Source organism: Gemmatimonadota bacterium (assembly GCA_041390105.1).
Classification (GTDB): Bacteria; Gemmatimonadota; Gemmatimonadetes; order Longimicrobiales; family Gaopeijiaceae; genus JAGQIF01.
The window spans coordinates 559,697-577,625 of the sequence record JAWKQO010000002.1 but is presented as its reverse complement, the minus strand read 5'-3'; the positions used below and the strand labels follow the sequence as shown (position 1 = coordinate 577,625).

The following is a 17,929-nucleotide window of genomic DNA, read 5'->3' as shown; positions in this document are numbered from 1 at the left end:
CCCGAGCTGGTGGAATCGGAAGGCCGCTGAGCTGGTTGCTAGACGCGGACGGTCTGTCCGACGTCCCCCACCACCTTCACCCGCACGCGCAGCGCATCTCCCGGCAGGTAGGCCAGGGGCAGGTCTTCCAGGTCGACGACTCGGAGAGTCGACGCCGCGGCACCTGCCGCCATTGCGCGCTCATTCGCCAGAGCGGTGGCCTCCACGATGGCGCCCTCGCGCCCGACCCCCTGGAAGATGCGGTCGACTTCACCCGACACTTGAGCGATGGCGGCACCCACGGCGTTGGCCACGCCCTGATGCGGCACCCGGACGACTTCGGAGATGCCATCCATGCGCTCTGGAACCAGGAACGCGCCGCCGCCTACCGCGATGAGCGGCTCGGGGCGGGCGTCGGTCTTCATGCGGTCCACCGCCTCGGCGAGGGCCGTGTGCAGGCTCCAGGCGGCACGCTCCACCCGGGCCCGCGGCTCCCCCGCGACGTGGCTCCCGTCGCCCATCGACGTCCACCCGAGCGCCACCGCCACATCGCTCGCCGTCAGGGTATCCCCGCCGAACACGAGGGCCTCCTCCTGGATCCGGAAGCCCACGCTGGTCGGCCCCACCTGACCGCCGTCCTCGGAAACGATGCTGCCTCCACCGAGACCGATCGAGAGGAGATCGGGCATGCGGAAGAGCGTGCGGACGCCGCCAACCTCCACCACGCTGTTCGCTTCCCGCGGGAAGCCTCCCACCAGTGCCCCGATGTCGGTGGTGGTGCCCCCGACGTCCACCACCAGCGCATCCGACATGCCGGTCAGGAAAGCCGCTCCGCGCATGCTGTTCGTGGGACCCGATGCGAAGGAAAGCACCGGGAAACGCGCCACCATCTCCGAGCGGGCTACCGTCCCGTCATTGAGCGTCACGAAGAGCGGGCAGTCCAGGCCGCTCTCCACCAGCGCGCGCTCGAAAGCAGCGAGCGTGCGATCCGCCAGAGACCGGAGCGTGGCATTGAGAATCGTCGCGTTCTCGCGCTCCAGGAGCCCGATCCGACCGAGCGCATGCGAAAGCGTGACGCGCGCCCCCGGGACGACCTGCGCAACGATCTCGGCAGCCGCCTCCTCGCACTCGGACGTCAGCGGCGAGAAGACGCTGGAGATCGCGACAGATCGGACGCTGGAGTCCGCGATGCGCTCAGCGACACTCCTCATTCCCGCTGCGTCGAAGGGAACGATGGGGCGCCCGTCGTATTCGTGGCCTCCGGCTACGAGGAACACGCCTCCGCGCACGAGCTCGGCCAGATCCGATGGCCAATCCACGAACGGGGGCAGCGACGCGCTGGCAGGGAGGCCGATCCGCACGGCGGCAACGGGATCGAGCTCCCGCCGTTCCACGACCGCGTTGGTGAAGTGGGTCGTCCCGATCATCACCGCATCGATTGCGGCACGTGAGCTCCCCCCGTCCTGATCGGGCTCCAACACCGTCGCCAGCGCCACACGGATGCCCTGCGTGACGTCCTCGGTCGTCGGGGTCTTGCACCAGCGCACGACCTCGCTGCCCTCGATGAGCACCGCATCCGTGTTGGTACCGCCCACATCGATGCCGATGCGCCTCACGGTCCCTCCCGCTGCGCCCAATCCGAGCGACCGGCGAAGGGGGAGACGAAATCGAGATCGTGACCGAAGGCCCGGGGGCCCACGTGGTCGAGCCCTTTGGGAGTGGTCTGTAGCGGGGGGGCCGGCAGCGCGATGACCGTGACCCGTTGGCCATAGCGGATCGTCTCGGTTCCCACCGCTTCGCCCGACTCCGTGTCGAGCACGGCGATGATGTCCGGCACGGTGACCACGGGAATCCCGTCCCGACGGGCGACCGTCCACTCGTTCTGGAAGTCGATGGCCAGCTCGGAACCCACATCCTCACCCAATCCCGCGATCCGTACGGCACCCCGTAGAAAGCCCTCGGTGGCGCGGCGAACCACATCGGTGACTTTCCCCACCAGGATGCGAACGCCGTCCCCGGTCTGCACCGCCGCCGCCACCGGATCGCCATGGAGCACTCGGGCCCGGTGCACGGCCCGCCCCAGACGGATGGCCTGGGTCACCGTGTGCAAGACGCCCCATTCCTTCACCTCGCGCCCCGTGCGTGGCGCTTTGCAGGTGGCCGCGATGGAGCCCACCGCTGTGCACGCGGCCCGGCTCACACGCTCCATCCATTTCCAGGACGCCGCCCGGGCCACGATCACCTCGTTGTCCCGGATGTCCGCCAACGTGAGCGGAAACATCTCCAGGTCCCCGATGGCGAAGGTTGTCATCTGGGCCTCGGGATAGGCCCGCCCCATGCAATCGGCGTCGACCACCGGCAGCCCGGTCTCCCCGGCGATCAACAGGGGCTGCAGCGCATTCCCGCCGCCGATCTCGAGCGACATCACCGCACGGAAGGACCGTCCCAGATAGCGCTCCATGAGCCGCAGCGGCTTGACCGCGAACGCGGGATCGGAGAGCCGCTCTTGCCCCACCAGCGGCGCCCCCATGTTGGAGACCACAGCGACCAGGTCGTCGTCGTCGAGGTGCCGAGGATCGAGCAATGTCACTCGGACGCCGCGCCCGGCCTGTTCACGCGCGTTGAGGAAGGCGTGGTAGGGGCTCCCGCCTCCGCCGGCGCCCAGAATCCACGCGCCGGTGGCCAACAACTCCAGCTCTCCCGGCGCGATCTCGCGGGTGCCGTCGGCGCGCCAACCCGAGGCGCGGTCCAACTTGGGTGGGTCTCCAAGGTCCGGCATGGCGCAGGATCATGCCCGTGCCGTACCGTGCGGGCAAGACACTTCCCCCACCCCAGCGCATGCACGCCGACCCACACATGTCATCCTCGGCTCGCCCGGCCCGGGTGGGCTTCGTTACCATCGGCCAGTCTCCCCGGGACGACATCGTGCCCGAGATCCGGGATTGGGTCGGCCTCCCCTTCACCGCGGTCGAGCGGGGGGCGCTGGACGGGCTTTCGCCCGATGCCATCCGCGCCCTCGAGCCAACTGGAGACGAGCCCCGCCTGGTGAGCCGACTGCGAGATGGGTCGGAAGCGACCCTCGCCGCAGCCCGTGTGCACGCGCGCGTGTCCGCGCTGCTCACCGAACTGGACGGGCAGGCCCTGGACGCCATCGTCCTGCTGTGCACGGGCCACTTCCCGCCCGCGGCGCTGCAGACACCGTTCGTCCCAGCCCAGGCGGTGGTGGACCATGGCGTAACCGCGCTGGCGGCCGCTGTGCGCACATTGGGCGTGCTGGTGCCGCACGAAGCGCAGGCCCGGGAGGCCGAGCGCCGCGGCTGGCCGCTCGGGGAGATGCGCGTGGTCGCGTCGCACTCCACGCCCTACCGCGACAGCCGCTTCGCGGAGGCGGCCCGGGAGCTGGCGGACGCCGATCTCATCGTGATGCATTGCATGGGCTACGACGAAGCCATGTTGGCGCGCGTGCGCGCTGCGACGCGCGCTCCGGTCCTGCTGGCACGGCGGCTGGTCGCGGGCGCCCTGCGGCAACTGCTGTGAACGACCGGCCGCCCGGCGTGGAGCCGCCGCGCACCCCCCGTCATCCAACGCTGTTCGAGCCACTCACGCTTCTGGTCGGGGCGGCCCTGGCCGTGCTGGGAACCGTGATCGGCCTCGAGTTGCTGACCCGGGTGGGGATCACACCCAACAGCTCCATCATCGGTGCCATCGTGGCAATGGCGATCGCACGGATTCCGCTGACGGCCCTGGCGTCGTTTCGCGATCCGGCGCGCCAGAACCTGATGCAGACCGTGATCTCGGGCGCCACCTTCGGGGCGGCCAACGCCCTGCTCCTTCCCATCGGCGTGATCTGGCTGATCGGGCGCGCCGACCTGGTGCCGGTGATGCTGATCGGCGCCACCCTCGGCCTGCTCATCGACGCGCTCATGTTGTACCGCGTATTCGACTCGAGCGTCTATCCCGCCACCGGATCATGGCCCTCGGGCGTAGCCACCGCCGAAGTGTTGATCGCGGGGGACCAGGGAGGAAGCCGCGCCCGGCTGCTGGGGCTGGGTGCCGGCGCTGGTGCGCTCGGTCAGTGGTTCGGCATTCCCATGGATGTCTTCGGCGTGTGCTGGATCGGCAACGTGTGGGCGCTCGCTCTGTTCGGCGCGGGTTTGCTGGCTCGCGCCTACGCACCCCTGTTGGGGCTCGACCTGAACCAGATGTACGTGCCCCACGGGTTCATGATCGGTGCCGGGCTGGTGGCGCTCCTGCAGATCGTGCGGGCCGTGGGGCGCGCACGGGAAGACAGCGATGAGCGAGAGGGGGAAGGGCCTGACGCCCCGACTCGCCTCCCGCGTTCCGTGGCGGGAGGATTCCTCGCGTTCGCCGCGGCGGCGTCCCTGATCGCGCTGCTGGCCGGTCTCCCCGCCGCAATGCCTCCGGCACAACTCGCCCTGTTCGTGGTGTTCGCGGCAGTGGCAGCGCTGGCTTCCGAGCTCATCGTGGGGATCGCCGCCATGCACGCGGGTTGGTTCCCCGCGTTCGCGACCGCCCTGATCTTCCTGGTACTGGGCATCCAGTTGGGCTTCCCCCCGCTGCCACTCGCGTTCCTGGTGGGCTTCACCGCGTCTACCGGCCCTGCCTTCGCCGACATGGGCTACGACCTCAAGGCAGGCTGGCTCCTGCGCGGTCGGGGGAGCCGCCCCGCCTACGAACGGGCGGGGCGACGCGCGCAACTGGGGGCGGAGCTGCTGGGGTTTGGCGTGGCGGCCCTCTTTGTCGCCCTCACCTATTCCCGCTACTTCTCCGCCGATCTGTTTCCTCCGGTGGACCGGGTCTATTTGGCCACCCTCCAGGCTGGGGCCGACCCCGCCCTGCTCCGCGCGCTGCTGCTGTGGGCGCTGCCTGGCGCGGCCCTGCAGTGGCTGGGTGGCCCCTCCCGCCAGCTCGGCGTGCTGTTCGCCACCGGCCTGCTGATCCTGAATGCGGCGGCAGGCTGGACGGTGTGCGTCGCGCTCGCTTTGCGAGTCCTGCTGCTACGACGCTTCGGCTCGGCTGCCGAATCCCCCATGTACGTGCTGGCCGGTGGGCTGATCGCGGGCTCCGCGCTGACCAGCTTCGGTCGGGGCGTCGCCGGAGCCCGATGACGGGACTGCCCATGGCGCCCGGGGGCGGTGCCCCGTAATATACACTACAGTGGAGTGTATATAGGGAGGTGAACGATGGGACGGTCCCTCGGGGAGCTGGAGGTGTTGATTCTCCTCGCCATCGTGGATCTGGAAGAAGAGGCCTACGGCGCGGCCATCGGGCGCACGATCGAGGACCGCACCGGGCGTGCGATCTCGGCCGGGGCCATCTACACCGCGCTCGAGCGCCTGACCACCCGAGGCTTTGTGACTGCCCGCGAAGGCGCACCCACTCCGCGCCGAGGCGGGCGCCGCACCCGGCTCTACCGCATCGAGCCTGAGGGCGCCCGCGAGCTTCAGCGCAGCACCCGCACGCTGCGTGACATGGCGCAGGGGCTGCTTCCGAAGCTCGACGCCCTCGCGGCGGGCGAATCGGCGTGAGCGACTCCCAGCCGCCCCGCGTCGCGCTGTGGCTCCTGCAGCAGGCCCTGCGCGGAGCGGGGAATGAAGCCCTGATCGGAGACGTGCTCGAGCGATACCAGGACGACCTCGAGCGGGGCCTGCCCGTGAGCGTCGTCCGACGGCGTCTGCGCCGGCAGATCATCGGTGCCCTCTGGGCATGGTGGCGACCCGCCCATGTGCGTGTCCGTTGGCGAGCTGCCCGGGCTCGGACGGCGCAGCGCGATTCCAGGAGGGGTGGGTTGACGACGAGGAGGTGGAGGATGGGGGGCTGGCGACAGGAAGCGATGATCACTGCACGCGGCCTGTTCCGGCGGCCGCGCTTGGCCCTGGGCGTCGCGCTCACGCTGGGTGTGGGGATCGGGGCCACGACCACGATCTACTCGGTAGTGGACGGCGTGCTCTTCCGCCCCCTGGACTACGAAGAGCCGGGGAGGCTGGTGGCGCTGGGAGCCACCTTTCCGGGACGGGAGTGGGAGGACGAGAGCGAACAGCTTCAGCATCTCGCGGGAATGTCGCTGGCCAATCTCGATGACTTCCAGGAACGCTCGCACACGCTGGAGCGGCTGGCCGCGATCGAGCGCACCAGCGTGCTGATCCCGGACCAGGGAGACGGTCCCGAGCTGGTGAGCGCCGCGGAGGTCGGATCGGAGTTCTTCACCATCCTGGGTGTGCGCCCTGCCCTGGGCCGTACGTTCCTCCCCGAAGAGGAGTCCAGCGCGGTCCAGAATGTGGTGCTGCTCTCGCATGCAGCGTGGCAGCAGCGCTTCGGCGCTGACCCCGGCATCCTGGGAAGGACACTCGATCGCTTCGGTGGCGCGCTTACCGTCGTCGGCGTGCTCCCCGAGGGGTTCCAGCCACCCGAGACGTTCTTCAACGAGGCGCCCCAGTTCTGGCTTCCTCTGCGACGGGACCACCCACGCTACGCAGAGCGGGGGCGCCGAACCCTGGTGGTGATCGGGCGGCTCCGCACGGGAGCCAACGTGCCGGCCGCGCGCGCGGAAGCGCGCGCCGTGGCCGCGGCCCTGGCGCAGGAGTTCCCCGCAAGCAACGTGTATCCCGACGGCTCCCACCTGGGCATCGGCGTCAATACGCTGCTCGGACAGACGGTGGGACGTTCTGCGTCTATCCTGCGCCTTTTCCTGGGCGCTGCCGCTCTGCTCCTGGCGCTCTCCTCGCTCAACGCCGCCACGCTGCTGCTCGCTCGCGCGCTCGAGCGTATGCGCGAGCTGGATATCCGGATGGCTCTCGGTTCCGGGCGTGCTCAACTGATGCGCCTCTTGGTCGGTGAGGCAGGGTTGCTCGCTCTGCTGGGAGGAGCACTCGGCGTCGCTTCCGCCTACGCGGGGGTCGCCGTGTTCGTGCGGTACGCGCCGCCCTCCATTCCCCGACTGCATGAGATCGGCGTCGACGGCAGGGTGCTCGCCATCGCGCTGTTGACGTCGGTGGGAGCAGGACTCGTCGCCGGCGTCCTTCCCGCCGCCCGCCTGACCGCACGCCTGCCGTTCCGGGCGGGCGTTCTGCACGCGCGTGGCAGACCCAAAGGCGCCGCTCGGCTGCGCTCCCTGCTGGTCGGCAGTCAGATGGCCGTAGCCATGGTGTTGGTGTCCAGCGCCTCCCTCCTGTTCGCATCGCTGGTGCACCTGCACAGCACCGATCCGGGCTTCGACGCCGAAGGCTTGACCACGCTGAGAGTTCCGTTGAAGCGCCCCGGCGCTCCCGAGCTGGAGCCTTGGCAGGATTGGGACCGCCTGCTCGCTGAGCTGGCGGGTGTCCCGAGCATCACCGCGGTGGCCGGTGTCACCGATCCGCCGTTTCGAACGCCGTCCTGGGCCCCCAGGGTGCTGCTTCCGGGAGATGCTGAGGACACGCAGCGCGAAGGCATCGCCGGGTATGCGGTCACGCCCGGATATTTCGCGACGCTCCGCACCGAGGTATTGGAGGGAAGGGTGTTCACCGACGGCGACGGACCCGACGCTGCGCGAGTGGCGGTCGTCAACGACGCGTTCGTGCAGACCCAGCTCGGAGGTCGGGTCGCGCTCGGGACCCCGATCCGACTCGTGGACGGTGACCAGGACGTCACCGCGCACATCGTCGGCGTCGTCGCGAACATCGTCCAGGCACGCACGGACGAGGGAGCCCTGCCCGCGCTCTACGTTCCACACCGACAATCGGAGTGGACGTTCATGGAGGCGCTTGTGCGCAGCGACGCTGCCCCGGAGGTGGTCCGGACCGGGCTGCGCGAGGCGGCCCGCCGCTTCAATCCGGTGCTCCCCCCGAACCCGATCCAGACGATGGACGACCGCATGGCCGCGACGCGCATCGCGCCCCGCTTCCACGCCGTGATCATCGGCGGCTTCGCGGTCGTCGCCACGCTGCTGGCCGCCCTGGGTCTCTACGGAGCTCTGGCCCATGCGGTCGGGGAGCGGCGCCAGGAGCTAGGGGTTCGTGTCGCGCTGGGAGCGAGTCGCGCCACCGTGGTCCGACTGGTCTTCCGGGGGGGCCTCACCATCGCGGCCGGTGGCCTCCTGTGCGGCTTCGTGGCCACGCTGCCCGCCCACCGAGTGCTGCGTGCCTTCCTGTTCGGTGTGCGTCCCGCCGATCCGCTCGTGCTCGCCACGACCGGAGGCGTGCTTCTGCTGGCCTCCCTGGTCGCTTGCTGGCTCCCGGCCCGCAACGCCACGACGGTGGATCCGGCGGAGGTGCTGAGAGAAAGCTGAGCCGGCCCCCTCACCACCGATCCGCCCCCAACTTGACCCGCCGGCGGGTCCGACCGAATAGTCACACCGCCAAACGCGGACCCCACCGCCTCCCGGGCCTGGGGCCGACCGTGTCGGACTCAACGCGCGACGGGGGTGGTGGATGACCGAAAAGACGGAGCAATGGGGATCCCGACTCGGGGTGATCCTGGCCGTGTCGGGATCGGCCGTGGGACTGGGGAACTTCCTCCGGTTCCCCGGTCAGGCGGCAGCCAACGGGGGTGGAGCCTTCCTCATCCCCTATTTCGCGGCCCTCATCCTGCTCGGCATTCCGATCTGCTGGGCCGAGTGGGCCATGGGGCGCTACGGCGGCATGAAGGGCTTCCACTCCGCGCCGGCCATCATGGGCGTGATCGGCAAGGGCCGAGCGGCCCGCTACGCCGGGGTGCTGGGGGTGCTGATCCCCCTGGCCGTGTCGTTCTACTACACGTTCATCGCCGCCTGGTGCTTGGGCTACTTCTGGGCCTACCTCACCGGCTCCTTCGGCATCGATCCCACCACGAGCATCACCGATCAAACCGCCGCCTCGACTGCCTTCTACCACGCCTTCACCGGCACGGACGGAAACGGCGTGATGTTCGGCGCGGGTGGGCCGCCCACCGTGGTCTTCTGGGTGATCACCTTCGCGGCCAACATCTATCTGATCGTGCGGGGCATCTCCAAGGGGATCGAGAAGTTCGTCTCCTTCGCCATGCCGCTCATGGCAGTCTGTGCGTTCATCGTGCTCATCCGCGTGCTGACGCTGGGCACGCCGGACCCGGCCCTGCCGGAACAGAGTGTGATGAACGGGCTGGGGTATATGTGGAACCCCGATTTCGCGGCCCTGGCCAACCCCCAGACCTGGTTGGCCGCAGCCGGTCAGATCTTCTTCAGCATCTCGGTGGGCTTCGGAATCATCATCAACTACGCGTCCTACATCCGCTCCAAGCAGGACGTGGCACTCTCGGGGCTCACGGCCGCGGCCACCAATGAGCTGTTCGAGGTGGGCTTCGGCGGCCTGATCACGTTGACCGCTTCGTTCGTCTTCCTCGGGCTCTCGGGCACCGTCGCTGCCGTCGCCACCGGGACCTTCGGCCTGGGCTTCCAGACGCTGCCGGTGGTCTTTGCCCAGATGGGTGCGGCCGGACCGTTCATCGGGGCCATCTGGTTCTTCATGCTGTTCCTGGCCGCGGTGACCAGCTCCATCTCGATGTACCAGCCAGCCGCCGCTTTCATCCAGGAAGCACTCGGTGTCGCACGGCAGCGCTCGGTGCTCTATACGGTGCTGATCTGCCTGGTGTCGTCGTTCCTGGTCATCTACTACACCGAAGGCGGCGTGTTCTGGAACACCATCGACTTCTGGGTCGGAACGTTCCTGATCCTGGTGTTGGCGATGGTCGAGATCATCTGCTTCTCCTGGATCTTCGGCATCGATCGCGGGTGGGAGGAGATCCATCACGGCGCCCAGATCCAGATTCCGACGGTATTCCGCTTCATCATGAAGTGGGTGGCGCCGCTCTATCTGTTGATCGTCCTGGTGGCATTCTGCATCGCCAACCTTCCCGCTTCCATCGCACAGATCGCAGAGCAGCCGCTGGCACAAGGCGCGCTGTTGCTGATCGCCGCCGTGCTGTTGCTGCTGTTCTGGTTCGTGCGCATCGGTGAGCGACGCTGGAAGGAGATGGGGATGGACCTGGACGGCGCCGAGGACATCTCGCTTTCGCACGCATCCCGAGGAGGCCACTGATGACTGCAGGCGGTTGGGTGCTACTGGTCGTCTCGCTGAGCTTCGTCTGGGGCCTGGCGATCTGGTGCTACTACACCATCCTCACCGGTCCGGACCCGTCCAAGGGCAAGGACTAGCGGTCCTGCACGAGGAAAGAAGCGAGCCCCCGGACGCGCGAGCATCCGGGGGCTTCTTCGTTCACGCACGTTCGGTCGCATCCCCCCACCCGAAGTCGGGGGAGCGACGGCGGGTCGGTCAGGTGTCGCCTCCGATGCGAGTCCAACGCTCCGGTGGCGCGATGCGATCCGCTTCCCCACCCGGCACCCAGATCACCACGGCCTTGACCGGGCCCTCCGAAAGCACGCGATGCGCAACGCTGTCACCGGGCTTGACCACGCCCACCATGCCGGGCTCCAGACGGTGTTCCTCACCGTTCACGACGTGCCCCAACACGCCTTCGACGACGTAGAACATCTCCATGGCTCCATGGCGATGCCCGCTGGTCGGATTGCTGCCCGGTGCGAAGGTGATCTCGCCCACCTCGATCTCGTCGCTACCGAGGTTCGCCGCCTCCAACAGCAGCTTGATGGTGGTGCCGTTGGGAAAGGACAGCTGGCGAGTGCCGGCGCTGGAACGGGCGTAGCCGTCCGTCTGCTGGCCGTGCAGTGGGCAGGCCACGACGAGAGCCCACCCCAAGGCAACCGCGACCCCCACCCCACCCCGCTTGCTCGTGCGCTCCATGTCGTGTCTCCTGTACCAGTAGCCCTGCAGGCCGCCCAGCATGGGTGCCGGGAAACGTCCAAGGCAAGGACCCCAGAATGACAGCATCGTACCGCCGTTCCGCTCGCTCGCTTTCCCTGCTCATCACGGGCTTGCTACTGGGAACCGCTGCGATCTCCGCACAGACTGCGTCGGATGAGGCCCGCCAGGGCCCTTATACGCGGCTGGCCATCCTCAATGCCATGGTCATTCCCGGACACGGCGGGCCCGCCTATGGCCCCGCCGACATCATCATCGAGCAGGGGACGATCCGGCAGATCATCTCCTACAACGGCATCACGGGCCGGCCGGCCACTGCGGGTACGCATGGAGCGGACCGGGTCATCGACGCGACCGGCATGACGGTGATGCCGGGCCTGATCGACCTGCACACGCACATCCGTGAGGAAGGCCTGCCGCTTCAGTACATCTACAACCTGAAGCTGGCGCATGGGGTGACCACGATGGTCAACGGCGCCGATCGCGGGTGGCAGGCAGCGCTGGAGCAACAGCGGCTCTCCGACGAGAACCGGATCACCGCTCCGCGCATGTTTCCGATCGCGGACTGGGGGCCCGCACGCAGCCGCGATCCGGGTCATGCTCCTCCCGCCTCCGAGATCGCACCGTGGCACGAGCCCGACCGGGTGGACGAGCTGGTGCAGCAGGTCGTGGGTCCCGGGCGCGCGCACGTGGTGCGGGTAGGCAGCCTGGCTTGGAACCCTGAGTTGTTCTCCGCCGTGTGCCGCGCGGTCGATGCCGCAGGGGGCATCACCACCGTGCACCTGCCTCCCTCCGACCTGGCCGCTGTGAACGCGGTGCGGGCCGCGGAGCTCGGGGTCACCATGATCGAGCATCACTACGGGTACGCGGAGGCCAGCCTCGGCGAGGGCGCCTTGCCCGCCTTCCCCGACGACTACAACTACAACGACGAGTCGCATCGCTTCCGACAGGCCGGAGTCGTCTGGCAGCAGGCGGACGATTCCGCGCTGCTCGGCGAGGTGGTGGACCGATTGGTCGCCAGCGGCGTGGCACTGGTCCCCACCATGAGCACCTACGAGGTCAACCGCGACTTCAACCGGGCCGTGGGCCTCCCCTGGCACGAGCTCTACACCCACCGCCAGCTCATCGAATGGTACGGACCGGATGCACGATTCCACGCCGCGCACCACTGGGACTGGACGTCCAAGGACGAGCAGGCCTGGTCCGACACCTTCCGCAAATGGTCGGACCTGATCCGCGCGTTCAACGACCGCGGGGGGCGTCTCGCATACGGTGTGGACGATCCCTACCTCTGGAACACCACGGGTCTGGGCAACGTCCGGGAGCTCGAGCTGATGCAGCAGGCCGGTCTCGAGCCGCTCGAGGTCATCCGCGCCGCCACCTACACGGCCGCACGCACGCTCAAGCGGCCGGATCTTGGCTTCGTGCAAACCGGCTACACAGCGGACCTGATCGTCGTCGATGGCAATCCGCTGGAGAACCTCCGCACCCTCTATGCCTTCGGAGCCTTGACCCTGGATGCCGATGGAACCCCGGTGCGTCGGGGCGGCGTGCGCTGGACGATCAAGGACGGGGTTGTGTTCGACAACGCGGTGCTCATCGATGAGGTGCTGCGCATGGTCGCGGAGTCCAAACAGGGCTGGACCGCTCCCCAGGACGGCTGGTACGCGCCGCTGCAGCGCCGGCGCCCATAGGCGGCGCGTCCCGCGCGCGCGGCCACGGCAGTCACCGCTGGGCCGTGGCGCGCGGGGTGCCTCCCTCCTTCAGCGACCGGTTAGGGCTGACCCTGGATCCTCCGGATCGCCGCCTCCGCCTGCCAGCGGATCAACGGTTCGGCCGCCAGCTGCCTCAGGACCGGTAGTGCGGGCTCCGCCTCCGGCCCGATCGCCCCCAGCGCCGTGGCCACGCTCCTCAACACGTGCCGGTGTTCGCCGGGTGCCCCTGCGGCGGCGATGAGCGCGTCCATCCCGCGGCGGGCGACGGAGGGGTGGGCCGCGATGGCGTTGGCCACCACCATGCGGACGTTCTCGTCGGGGTCTCGCAGGTGGGCGAGCAGCCCGGCACCCACCGCGTCGTCCACCTCGGGAACGTGGCGCAGCGCAATCGCGACCAGGCCGCGCACGATCGCATCGGGATCCTCCAACGCCCCTCCCAGATCACCCGTTGCCGGCGCCGCGCGCTCCCCCATCTGCGTCAGCACCCAGGCCGCCGCGCGGCGCATCTCCACGTCTCCGTCTTCGAGCCCCGCTCGCACCGACTCCATCTCCGCCGCCGCACCCCCGCCTCGGTTGCCCAGACGTCGGAGCCGGTCCACGGGATCGGCCGCCGACGCCGAGTCCTGGGTGGCCGCCCCGGGCGTATTGGCCACGCGGGCCAGCACGAGCCCGTCCAGACCGAGGTTGTAGCCCGTCGACAGGGCGTTCTTGCCCACATTGATGAAGCTCACCGTGTGGCGCCCCGCCGTGAGCGTGGGCCAGGCCAGGACACGGTCCTCGCCCACGAACACCTCCGTGAAGTATCCGTCCAGGTTGAAGCCTGAACCGACGTTGGCGCCGGGCTCGTGTTCGAGCTGCCCGGAGACCCCCGCCACGCGTCCGTCGATCTCCACCCGGTAGATCCCGTAGTCCGGGGCCTGGGCGGTCTGGGCGATCAGCTCGTAGCGGCCGTCTTCCGGCACATCCAGCGGCACGTCCAGGCGGGCCCCCGGTCCGCGCGCGTTCAAGAAGAGCAGGTCCTTCCCCCAGAACACCTCCGGCTGGACCTCCAGACTGCCCCCGGACGCACGCGACTCACCGATGGAGCGCTCGATCTCGATCTGGTAGGCGTTCCCCTGGGGCAGCCGCGCGGCGCCGTAGGGGGGCTCGGGCTGGTCGGAGGCGATGCCGTCCTGGTACCAGAACGCCACCGAGCTGAACAGGTCGGGTCGCTCCTCGAAGGCGCTGCGCACGCTGCCGTCCTCGTTGAAGGTCCAGCCGCCGTGCTCGATGGCCGCCCGCAGCGACGTGCGGAAGGGAATGGGATCGTTCAGGTGCCAGCGGTAGGCCGTGAGTCGGGCGCCCGTCTCGGTTCCGTCCGCCACCGTGACGCCCGCGTAGGGGCCGTCACCCACCCGGAAGCTCCAGGCGTCGTTGGCATAGTCTTCGGTGCCCGTGCCCATCATCACGGGCACCGGGTCGCCGTCCACGTAGAACAGGTCGTCTCCCTCGCCAAACCACCCGGGAGCCACCTGCACGGCAGAGAGCACGGTCCCCACATAGAACCCGCGACCCCGCACGTTCAAGAAGTCGTACCAGTCCCCCTGGGGCGGGGGCAGGGCCTGGCGGTAGCGCGCGTGGAAGTAGGCCGTGTTGGCCGGGAGGCGGTCGTACTTCTGCCAGTCCACGTGATAGTAGAGGTTGTAGAGCCGCCGGGTGCCCTCGTTGGTGATGGTGATCCGGATCGATCGCTTGAAGGGCATGGGCCAGTACGTGTTGCGCGACCGTCCGCTGGAGGAGTTGCGGATCACCAGCGAGTTGAGCGACCGCTCCATCCCGTGGCCGACGCCGAAGAAGTCCCCCACCGGTGCATCCACGCTGGGGATGTCACTGCCGTCGTAGTAGACGCGCAGGCGCAGGAGCCGCGGCCACCCGTACTCGTTGCCCGCCACGGTCAGCCAGATGTGATTGACGATCCCGGGCCCTTCCAGGTCGGCCAGCACCTCCGTCTCGCCGGGGATCGGTCGGGCGCTGTCGTCGTTGCTGGTCGAATCGGGGTTGGTGGAGGAGGAGCGGTAGGCCTCGAAGTCGCGGAGCTGGGTAAAGGCCACCGGGTCGATGACGCCCAAACCCAGAGCCGGCGGCTCGGCGGTACACGCCGTCAGGGCCAGAAGGACACCAGCAGTCGAAAGGCGGCGCGTGGGCACGGGCGGCTCCTCTTCGGGGACGGGGGATGCCACCTCCGGAGCAGATCTGGGCGATCCGGAGATCCGGCAAGCTGAGGGGTGGGGGGTGGGGCGGCAATCGGCGGGGGACGGGGGCCCGCCGGAGGCGGGTCCAGCGCCCGACCGCCGTGTTGCTTGCTTCTGCCCTCGTGGGCCCCTATAGACAGTGGAATAGCCTTACGTCGCGTCCCCCAATCGCACGCGGCGCTGGAAGGGGAGGAAGAGGCAGCTTCGACCCCAGCAAGGGAGACCTACGTATGTCGCAACACCAAGTCAGCCGCTCCGGCTGGACGGTGGCGCTGGCGGCTCTGATCGGCATCGCGATGCCGGCAGCCGTCGCCGCACAGACCGGTAACGTCACCGGAACCGTGATGGCCGCCACCACCAACCAGCCCGTCAACGGAGCACAAATCACCCTGGAAGGGACCTCGCTGGGCACGCTCAGCAACGCCAGCGGCCGGTTCCTCGTCACCCGGGTGCCGGCAGGCACCTACACCGTCACGGTGGTCTACGTCGGCTACGCCACGCAGAGCCAGCAGATTACCGTCAGCAGCGGCGGGACCGCAGTGGCGGACTTCCGCCTCGATGTCTCGGCGGTCGCGCTGGACGAGATCGTCGTGACCGGGACCGCCGGTGCGGTGGAACGCCGCAAGATCGGCGTGTCCCTGGCGTCGGTCGACGTCTCCAAGATCACGGACGTGCAACCCATCAGCGGGCTGGGACAGACGCTGGAAGGACGCATTCCCGGCCTTCGCTCCATCGGCACCGTGGGCGGCGTGGGAACCACCCGCGAGCTCCGCATCCGCGGGACCGACAGCTTCTCGCTGGGGCAGCGTCCCGTCGTCTACATCGACGGTGTCCGCGTGGACGCCAGCGGCGGCGAGTGGGGTAGCGACATGGGCTCGTCCAGCACCACCTGCTGCGCGTTCTCGGGCGGCGCCGGAGAGGATCGCCTCTCCGATCTGAATCCGGACGAGATCGATCGCATCGAGGTGATCAAGGGCCCGGCGGCGGCGACGCTCTACGGCTCCGAGGCCTCCGGTGGCGTGATCCAGATCTTCACCAAGCGAGGCCGTGCCAACAGCCCGGCCAACTTCAGCCTCACCTCGACGCTGGGCTTCAACCGGCACCGGGAGAACTTCCCGACGCACCTGAGGAGCGAGCTCCCCATCCGCGGCGTGGACGGCTTTGAAGCCTGGGACCCGAACAAGACGCTCATCGAGAACGGCCTGATCAACAGCTACGACCTGACGGTCGACGGCGGCGGTGAGAACATCACCTATTTCGTTGCCGGTGGTTTCGGCTACGAAGAGGGCTCGGTCAAGCCCAACGACCAGAAGCGCGGCAATCTGCGCGTGAACCTGAACTGGACGGTCGGCGACAACTTCACCGTCGGCGTCACGTCCGGGTACGTGCGCAACAAGATCTTCTCGCTGCAGTCGGGCAACAACTGGCTGGGCATCTACACCAACGCCCTGCTCAGCAACCCGCGCAACGCCAGCGTGGACGAGCCCTACGGCGGCGGTCTCGACGTGAGCGTCGAGGATTCGAAGGCCATCACCACCTACTCCGACGCGGACCGTTGGACGGGGGCGGTGTCGATGAGCTACACGCCCAGCCAGAACTTCACGCACAAGGCGACCATCGGGCTGGACGCGCTCACCGACCAGAAGACACGCATCCTGCCCTTCGGCCGGCACTACACGTACATCGGCACCAACGGCGAGCGGAACATCGGCTACCGCAACGGTCGCAAGTTCACCGCCGACTACCTGGGCAACCTGAACTACGAGTTGCCCTGGTTCTCCGGCAGCTTCGCCTTCGGTGGACAGGGCTACTGGGACGTGGCTTCCGAGTCGATGGCCACGGGGAAAGACTACGCCGGGTCCGGTGTCACCACGGTCGGCGGTGCGGCCCGCACCTTCGGTGGTGAGCTCTTCAACGAGGAGATCAACATCGGCGGGTTCGTGCAGAACCGCTTCGATCTGGGCAACCTGTTCCTGACCGCCGCCGTGCGCATGGACGGAAACAGCGCCTTCGGTGAGAACTACGGCTTCCAGGTCTACCCGAAGGCGGACCTGGCCTACAACATGCCCGAGAACGTGCTGCCTGACTTCCTCAGCAGCGCTAAGCTCCGCGCGGCGCTGGGCACGGCCGGGAAGGCGCCGGGCGCCTTCGATCAGTTCCAGACCTACGCGCCCAACACGGTGTTGGACGACCAGGCGGGGGTGGCACCACTCAACCCCGGCAACGCCGACCTCGAGCCTGAGAACAAGACCGAGTGGGAGCTCGGCTTCGACCTGGGTCTGTTCGACAACCGGGTGGGCATCGACGCCACGTTCTACAACGCCACCACCGACAACGCGCTGCTCGAGATCGGCTTGCCGCCGAGCTTGGGCTTCTCGGACGCTCAGTTGCGCAATGTCGGCAAGATCCTGAACCGCGGCGTGGAGCTGGCCATCAATTCCACCATCATCGATGGCAGCAGCTTCCGGTGGAGCAGCGGGATCAACTACGAGTGGAGCCACAACGAGATCCTGGACCTGGGCGAGACCGCCTTGCCCGACTCGTTGCCGGTCTACGACCCCAACGGCGGCGACAACGTCATTCGTTGGGACTACCACAAGAGCCTGTCGTCCAACAACCAGACCTTCCGGGTCGGCTATCCGGTCGGCACCTTCGTGAACCGGATGATCGTAGGCTGGGACGCGGCGAGCCGGACGCACATTCGGTCTACCTATAGTCCGTACCTTGGTCAGCTTTTCCCGGACCACCTGGCCTCCTGGAACAACGACTTCCAGCTCAGCCAGGCCCTGCGCCTGAACGTGCAGTTCCGGGGTGAGTGGGGTGCGGTCATGGCCAACAGCGACCGTTCCTACGGCGTGCGCCAGTACGCGTACGACGAGTACAACAAGCACCTCGATGCCAACGGCGATCCCACGCCGGCGGCCGACTCGGTGCTGGACTACATGCGACTGGTGACGCCGGCGGATTCGCGTGATCACATCCGCCTCCAGGAAGTGGCGCTGTCCTACCAGCTTCCGGAGTGGCTCACGGGAGGCATCGGCCTGCAGAACTCCTCCATCACGCTGGCCGGCTACAACCTGTGGTGGTGGGACCACTGCAATTGCCCCGACCCCAACCAGCAGTACCAGGGCGGTGCGAACTTCAGCACCAGCCCGTTCCTGGGGCTCCCACAGCCACGCAAGTTCTTGTTCTCCTTCAGGACGAGGTTCTAGGC

Annotated in this window: 11 protein-coding genes; 7 read left to right on the top strand and 4 right to left on the bottom strand. The window is 68.4% G+C overall.

The window, feature by feature from the left end:
• Window positions 1-38: 38 nt before the first annotated feature.
• Window positions 39-1,595, bottom strand: coding sequence for a hydantoinase/oxoprolinase family protein (locus R3E10_11795; GenBank protein ID MEZ4416419.1), 1,557 nt, complete (start codon window positions 1,593-1,595; stop codon window positions 39-41).
• Window positions 1,592-2,758 (bottom strand): DUF917 domain-containing protein, encoded by a 1,167-nt coding sequence (locus tag R3E10_11790; protein ID MEZ4416418.1) that lies wholly within the window; start codon window positions 2,756-2,758, stop codon window positions 1,592-1,594. Before R3E10_11790 ends, R3E10_11795 begins: the two co-directional genes overlap by 4 nt.
• A 17-nt stretch (window positions 2,759-2,775) precedes the next feature.
• Between R3E10_11790 and R3E10_11785 the strand changes: the two genes are divergently transcribed.
• The 5 genes from R3E10_11785 (at window position 2,776) to R3E10_11765 (ending at window position 10,031) form a co-directional block, all read left to right on the top strand.
• The gene (locus R3E10_11785) at window positions 2,776-3,516 is read left to right on the top strand and encodes an AroM family protein (GenBank protein ID MEZ4416417.1); all 741 of its coding nucleotides are present in this window, start codon (window positions 2,776-2,778) and stop codon (window positions 3,514-3,516) included.
• Window positions 3,513-5,108, top strand: coding sequence for an OPT/YSL family transporter (locus tag R3E10_11780; protein MEZ4416416.1), 1,596 nt, complete (start codon window positions 3,513-3,515; stop codon window positions 5,106-5,108). Before R3E10_11785 ends, R3E10_11780 begins: the two co-directional genes overlap by 4 nt.
• A 75-nt stretch (window positions 5,109-5,183) precedes the next feature.
• Window positions 5,184-5,528 carry a PadR family transcriptional regulator gene (locus R3E10_11775; GenBank protein MEZ4416415.1) on the top strand — a complete coding sequence of 115 codons (345 nt, stop codon included), beginning with the start codon at window positions 5,184-5,186 and terminating at the stop codon, window positions 5,526-5,528.
• On the top strand, window positions 5,525-8,266 hold the full coding sequence (locus R3E10_11770) for an ADOP family duplicated permease (protein MEZ4416414.1): 2,742 nt from the start codon (window positions 5,525-5,527) through the stop codon (window positions 8,264-8,266). Before R3E10_11775 ends, R3E10_11770 begins: the two co-directional genes overlap by 4 nt.
• Window positions 8,267-8,408: 142 nt before the next feature.
• A complete protein-coding gene (locus tag R3E10_11765) occupies window positions 8,409-10,031 on the top strand; it encodes a sodium-dependent transporter (protein MEZ4416413.1) in 1,623 nt (540 codons plus the stop codon).
• A 234-nt stretch (window positions 10,032-10,265) separates the two neighbouring features.
• On the opposite strand, the gene R3E10_11760 is transcribed toward R3E10_11765, so the two are convergent.
• Entirely contained in the window at window positions 10,266-10,751 is a 486-nt protein-coding gene (locus R3E10_11760) for a cupin domain-containing protein (protein ID MEZ4416412.1), read from the bottom strand.
• Between the two features lie 77 nt (window positions 10,752-10,828).
• On the opposite strand from R3E10_11760, the gene R3E10_11755 reads away from it, so the two are divergent.
• A complete protein-coding gene (locus R3E10_11755; protein ID MEZ4416411.1) occupies window positions 10,829-12,463 on the top strand; it encodes an amidohydrolase family protein in 1,635 nt (544 codons plus the stop codon).
• 80 nt (window positions 12,464-12,543) lie between these two features.
• Here R3E10_11755 and R3E10_11750 read toward each other — a convergent pair whose 3' ends face one another.
• A complete protein-coding gene (locus R3E10_11750) occupies window positions 12,544-14,670 on the bottom strand; it encodes a DUF2961 domain-containing protein (protein ID MEZ4416410.1) in 2,127 nt (708 codons plus the stop codon).
• A gap of 275 nt (window positions 14,671-14,945) precedes the next feature.
• Between R3E10_11750 and R3E10_11745 the strand changes: the two genes are divergently transcribed.
• Entirely contained in the window at window positions 14,946-17,927 is a 2,982-nt protein-coding gene (locus tag R3E10_11745) for a SusC/RagA family TonB-linked outer membrane protein (GenBank protein ID MEZ4416409.1), read from the top strand.
• Window positions 17,928-17,929 lie beyond the last annotated feature (2 nt).